At 39.0% G+C, this 6398-nt stretch carries 5 protein-coding genes; 1 reads left to right on the plus strand and 4 read right to left on the minus strand.

What is annotated here, in order from left to right; genetic code table 11:
- Nucleotides 1-102: 102 nt before the first annotated feature.
- A complete protein-coding gene (locus AC5JMF_RS28160; RefSeq protein ID WP_495799012.1) occupies nucleotides 103-1290 on the plus strand; it encodes an AbrB family transcriptional regulator in 1188 nt (395 codons plus the stop codon).
- 13 nt (nucleotides 1291-1303) lie between these two features.
- Here the strand turns inward: AC5JMF_RS28160 and AC5JMF_RS28165 are convergent, their stop codons facing one another.
- From AC5JMF_RS28165 to AC5JMF_RS28180, 4 genes are all read right to left on the minus strand, one after another.
- On the minus strand, nucleotides 1304-2275 hold the full coding sequence (locus AC5JMF_RS28165; RefSeq protein WP_495799015.1) for a threo-3-hydroxy-L-aspartate ammonia-lyase: 972 nt from the start codon (nucleotides 2273-2275) through the stop codon (nucleotides 1304-1306).
- Nucleotides 2276-2309: 34 nt separating this feature from the next.
- Nucleotides 2310-3527 carry an AAA family ATPase gene (locus AC5JMF_RS28170; RefSeq protein WP_495799013.1) on the minus strand — a complete coding sequence of 406 codons (1218 nt, stop codon included), beginning with the start codon at nucleotides 3525-3527 and terminating at the stop codon, nucleotides 2310-2312.
- A 172-nt stretch (nucleotides 3528-3699) separates the two neighbouring features.
- The gene (locus tag AC5JMF_RS28175; RefSeq protein WP_495799014.1) at nucleotides 3700-4902 is read right to left on the minus strand and encodes an AAA family ATPase; all 1203 of its coding nucleotides are present in this window, start codon (nucleotides 4900-4902) and stop codon (nucleotides 3700-3702) included.
- A 416-nt stretch (nucleotides 4903-5318) separates the two neighbouring features.
- Complete coding sequence (locus AC5JMF_RS28180) at nucleotides 5319-6182, minus strand: ABC transporter permease (protein WP_495799016.1); 864 nt, start codon at nucleotides 6180-6182, stop codon at nucleotides 5319-5321.
- Nucleotides 6183-6398 lie beyond the last annotated feature (216 nt).

Genomic DNA, 6398 nt, shown 5'->3' on the forward strand with positions numbered 1-6398 from the left:
TCCCCAGTCCCCATTCCCCATTCCCAAATGTAACCTAAAGTGAGTTGTGCGATCGCGTGAACTTGAGTGCATAGTTAAATTAAGTTAAGTTAACGCGTATCGATGAATCAAAGTTTAAATGTTGCTCCCACCTTGGAAGAACCTGTTGCTGAAAACTTTGCTGTCACAAAACAACCTTTGTTGACCAGGCAATCAATTATCCTTGCTTTAGAAATACTGCTAGCTTTACCTCTTGGCTTATTCTTGGCAAGGTTTCATAGTGGAGGGATTGCTTGGATATTTGGCGGGATTGCTGCTGGTACAGTAGTTCTGCAAGCATGTCGGCTATTCTACCAATATTCACCTGCACCCAACCGCACTGCGAGGAAAGTCGGCATAGCACTTGTGGGACTAACTGTTGGCTTATCCAACACTCATGGTAATTTCTCCACGGTGATTTCCGGTATTCCTATTTTTATCTTTCTCACCATGTTTCTGCTGCTGTGTGGTGGCTGTATTGGCTACATTTACTCTCGCATCAGTCAAACTAACCTATTAACAGCAATGCTAGCTACGGTTCCTGGTGGTGTAGGAATTATGGCAGCTATTGCCGCTGATTACGATCGCAACGTGACTTTAGTCGCCCTAGTTCAAGCCTTACGCGTTACCTCTGTAGTTTTTCTGATCCCCCCCATTGCGAGGACATCGGTTGGCAATTCCTGGAATTCGCCAACACTCCCAATTACAGGCTCTTTGGTTAATTTCGATTTATCTCAATTAGAATTACTTTTGTTAGCACTGCTAATTACTGGATTAGTAGTTTATCTGGCTATTTTATGCAAAATTCCCGCTGGTGATTTTTTTGCAGCATTGTTGATTGGTATGGGGTTTAATCCGGTGCTAGATTGGCTGCCTTTTGTGGGTGATATTAGCTTTAGTCCACCGCCTTTGATTAACTTGTTGGGTCAAATGCTGTTGGGGATTACTATTGGTGAATACTGGGGAGACAAGCCTACATTCAAAAAGCAGGCTATAGGCTATGCTGTCATGTCTGTAGCGATGACTATTGCCGCCGGAGCGATCGCTGCTATACTCGCTATGCAATTAACCTCTTGGGATTGGTTAACTTGTCTGTTAGTCACAGCTCCAGGCGGATCAGCAGAAATGATTTTAGTTGCGCTGACGTTGAATCATAATGTCGAAATTGTCACAGCTGGACATTTAGTCAGGTTAATTGCAATTAACAGTTCTTTACCGCTTTGGGTATTTTTATTTCGCCGTTTTGATGGAGAATTGTCTGAACTAGTTTAACGTATCTGCTCACTCAAAATTGATGAAACAGGCGGCCGGCTTGCGCCAAATCTACATTGCCACCGCTAATAATCACGCCAATCTTTGCCCCTGGTGCTATTACTATATCTTCTAATAAAGCTGTGGCTGCAAGTACTCCAGTCGGTTCAACGACAATTTTCAGGCGTTCCCACAAGAAAAACATGGTACGCACAATTGCCTCTTCAGATACTGTCACCATATCATCAACATATTGCAGTACTAGGGGAAAGGTAATTTGACCAAGACTCGGAGTACGAGCGCCATCGGCAATGGTATCAGGATTAGTAACAGTGTGCAAAACTTTAGTGTGAAAGGAGCGGGTAGCATCATCGGCAAGTGCTGGTTCGACGCCAATGATTTTACAATTAGGTAAAAGTGCTTTGGTAGCGATCGCACAACCGGAAAGTAAGCCGCCACCACCACAACAAACAAGCACTAAATCGAGTTGTTCAACTTCTTGAATAAGTTCTAGAGCAGTTGTACCTTGTCCAGCGATCACATGGGGATAATCGTAAGGGGGAATGAGGGTAAGATGGCGATCGCTTGCTAAATTTTGGGCTAATTCTTCTCTGTTGGTTGTTTGTCGGTTGTAAAGAATTATTTCAGCACCATAACCACGAGTTGCAATTTGCTTAACTGCGGGAGCATCATCAGGCATGACAATAGTGGTAGGAATATTTAATAGCTTTCCAGCTAATGCGATCGCTTGGGCATGATTCCCCGATGAATGGGTGATAACGCCTGTTTTTTGTTGGGTTGGTGATAATTGTACTAGGGCATTGTATGCACCTCTGAATTTAAATGACCCTGTACGTTGAAAATTTTCGCACTTAAAAAATACTTGGCTATTGGTGCGATCGTTGATAGTTCTAGAAGTTAGTACAGGTGTGCGGTTAGCAACACCAAAAAGACGTTTTTGTGCTGCTTGGATGTCAGCTATGGTAACAGAATTATGGTGTAGCATGACGGTTTTGATTTTTAAAATATCAAAAAAATATTTATGCAAGAGGTTTAGTGATACTACTCATTTGTTCTCTTAAAGTTGCTACTTGAGCAAGCATAATTTTCTCCATTGTTCCAGTTTCCATTTCTCTCATCCAACGAATCATCGATGAGAAAAATAGTTCTTTGAGATATGCAAAGGAGAAGCCATCTGTAAGTGCAACTATCTGATTTACAGCCTCATCAGATAAGCGCATCACATCTTTTAGTTTATGATTCCATAAAGTTACATAAGCTTGTCGATCTGCAATATCTGGTAATTCAAAATGATATTTGCGGTCAAAACGACTTGGGCGATCGCAAATTGCCGCATCTAAGCGTTCTGGATGATTGGTGGTGGCAATAGTAAAAATACCTTCGTTCAAAGCAAAGCCATCAAGTTCATTTAAAAAGAAGGAGCGATTTTCATCATTCAGAAGAGAATCTATATCTTCTAGCACCAAAATACAAGGAGCAGATTGTCGTGCTTGTTTGAACACTTTGCGAATATTTTCGCTATCAGTATCATACTCAGATTTAAAGCTTTTAACATACAAACAAGACTGCTGCATTTGATTGATTAATGCTTTGATTGTATGTGTTTTACCATTGCCTGGTGAACCAATAAATAAAATACCCCGCTTCCAAGGCACACCATAATCTGCGTAAGTTTCACCAGACGCAAAGAAGTTTATCAGGTCATCATGAATATCTTGTTTAAGATTTCCATGCAAGATGAGATTATCAAAAGTTGCACCTTTAATTGATTGAAACAAATCGAGATTTTTTGTCCAGTAACCATCTTCAAATACTAAAACTTCTTCCCGAATTTCTGAGTTCCAATCACAAACAGCAGCAAAAAAATCCTCAGCTACCTCCTTGTTGTTAGCCAGAATCCAGTAATATCGAATCTTACAATATCCTTCATGCCAACTCATTAACAGTACATTGAATTGGTGTTTTTGCCATGTCACTTCAAAGCTGGCATTTTCAGTATAGTTATAAATTTCATTTGCCATGCCATTCCAACCAGTGATAATTTGGTTATGAATGTGGGCATTGTGTTGCATTGTACAGAGATTTGCTTCGGCATACTTTTCTAAATTAAATGCAGAATCGCTACCTTCTACCAGCACTTTATTGGAATAAATCGCGGCTAATTCCTGACTGATATGATAAGCGATCGCATTATTAGGCAGATTCAGTGCTTCCGTAACTAAGTGTTGAATTTTCATGATAATTTAATCTACTGGTAGTTGTAGCCTGACAATTAAGTAATTGGACAAAATTAAGTTCATTGAAAAGAAGTTGAGACTAAGAGGTTCTAGCAGCACAAGATGAACACATCCATTGTTCCAGTTGCTATTTCTCCGATGCAACGAATCATTGACGAGAAAATTGAATTTTTTAAACAAATCTTTGTGTAAATTCACACATCAAATCTACTCTACCCTTTCGTAACATTGCTGGATCTAATCTTTCGGTAGTGTTACAAGTCATCAAAACAACTAACCGCTGCTTCAATTGAATACTAGAGTCATCAATTACACTTTGGTATAAAGTGCCATCTAACAAACTGAGAATATGCTCGGTTTTATTGTTATACTGTGCTACTTCCGAAGCCCGATTTTGTGCTAAATTATCTGCTTCGTTAATTACAATACAAATCCTCTCTAAGTAAATTGGCGGTACAAAGTTAGCGATCGCATCATGATCGAGAATAAAAATTACATACCCTAAAGGTACTAAAATTTCTTTGGCTACAGCTTGTGTCCATGCTGTTTTACCTGTTCCTGGTTCACCATGTACAACAACGGCTAACTGATTTTGACGGAGAACTGCTTGCTGTACCGAGTCAGTAAAGTTTTGAATATCTGCTGGAAATGTGCGAATGGGAAATTGACTGTGAACCTTGCCTACACGACTTTGATAGCCACTCAACATCACTGCTAAATCATAAGTCGCTTTGTTAACTAATGGTGTGATGTCTTTTGCCATTAAAGTATATTGTCGTCTGCCGCGATCATAAGGGTCAATCTGTAGCCAAACGTCATATTTAGACCAATAAGCGTAAACAGTATTGACAACATCTAGGCGTTCCCAGTTGACAAATTTATCTACAGGAAAATAAAAATCTCTTTCTGAATAATACTGAGTAATAATATCAGGACATCCTAATAATTGTAAAACGCGTAACACAGTAATTTCTTGCAGCCGATTCAACACGTAATCAATAGGAATACTGCTACGATTGACAAATTGCACTATCGGTGTTTCTGTACTTAAAACATCTTTATACCGATGATCAGGTGATTGTGGATCAGGTGTGATGTAGTTCCAAAATTTTTCAATTTCATATCGTGTATTATCAGATACAACATTTAATAAATTAGCCCACCAAGCATAATTATTACGTCCTAAAATCTCGGCGACATTACTCGCTAAATTCAAACTCTTTTGTGTTAACTCACCAGTATCATTGTGCAACAATCGCCAAAGAAAACTCCAATCTAATTCTCGGTGAAAAGGTCGCCAACCACTAGCAAGTAGACTTTGACGGCTATTATTCCCAACACTACCTTCATTGCTTCTAAAATAGTGAAAATCCATATTTTTAGTTACGCAGCGTTAATTGAGTTAGTTTGTGCCGAGGTAGGAAGTTATGAAAAAGTTTTCTCGTAATATATACTACTTAGGTGTAAGTTGCTAGTGTAACTACACTATCTCTATGCGATCGCTATTTCTAAGCTAACCTGCTAAATTCTTTGCACTTGCCTCAGTTATCGCCCGCTTCTTTAGAGCAACAAAATATCATATCCAACTCTAGCTCTGCTATTTACATAAATTTACTCTATTATATACTACATGTAATACAAAAACTAGTAGGTAGTTGATCAAGTGCGATCGCTTTGTTGGAAGATTGGTTAAAAATCCGCTGACTTTAAAACAGAACAGACAACTGAGAAATCTCCATAATTAAACTTAGGAGATGTGTGCATGGATTTGCGCTAACTTTTGACAATTGATTATCGTTTGAGTGTAGTTTCACCAAACTTAATTAAAAGAGCGATCGCCACGCTGACAATTAGAATTAATGTCATACTCAAAGCTGAACCAAATCCCCAATTTTGAGTAGCTCCTAGAAACTGATTATAAACTAACCGTGCCGCCGTCATACTAGAAGCGCCACCCAGTAATTCCGGATCAACAAAATCTCCTAAGCCTGTGATAAATACCAGCATAGAACCAGCAGCTATTCCAGGCAAAATTTGAGGTACAGTCACTTGCCAGAAAGCTTGTGTGGGATTTGCACCCAAATCTGCTGCTGCTTCTAACAAACCCTTGTCTAATTTTTCTAAAGAGGCATATAAAATTAAAATCATGTAAGGTAATAAGCCATAACTCATGCCAATCAATACAGCTGGAGTTTGGTTTAGTAATTCCAAAGTAGGTAACCCTAAATTGGTGAGTAAACTATTCAATAAACCAGTAGGACGTAAAATTGTAATCCAGGCATAAGAGCGGAGTAACGATGAAGTCCACAAAGGTAAAACAAAGCTTAACAGTAATAAATTTCGCCAACGCTTCGGTGCTATCTGAGCAATCCAATAAGCAACGGGGAAGCTTAATATTAAACAAATGATTGTAGTACCAAACGCTAAATAAAGCGATCGCCCAATAACTTGTAAGTACAGCGGGTCAAATATACGGATATAATTTTTGAATCCACTAGGATTTACTAAATCCCCTGGTCGAATATCCGGGACTAAACTTAGCTCCAAAATTATGAAAGATGGTAGCACTAACAAAAGTAATAACCAAATTCCTGATGGCCCAAGTAATACTAAAGGCTGAATCCAGTTTATTTGTGGGCGGTGCGATTCTCGTATATTGGCAATATCTTCTGAGGAATTTACTTGAAAAGAAGTATTTTTTGTAGACACAAAGCTGTATTAGTAATTTTTAGTTTTGAATTTTGAATTAACTTAACTAGTTCCGTGGGTTGAAGTCCCCCAGTTCTATAACCTGTAAGTTTTGTGTTGGGTCAAATCCCCATTACAAAACTTAATTACGCGCTTCGCAGCGGTAGCGAGTCCGCGATAGCG

Source organism: Desmonostoc vinosum, assembly GCF_059505385.1.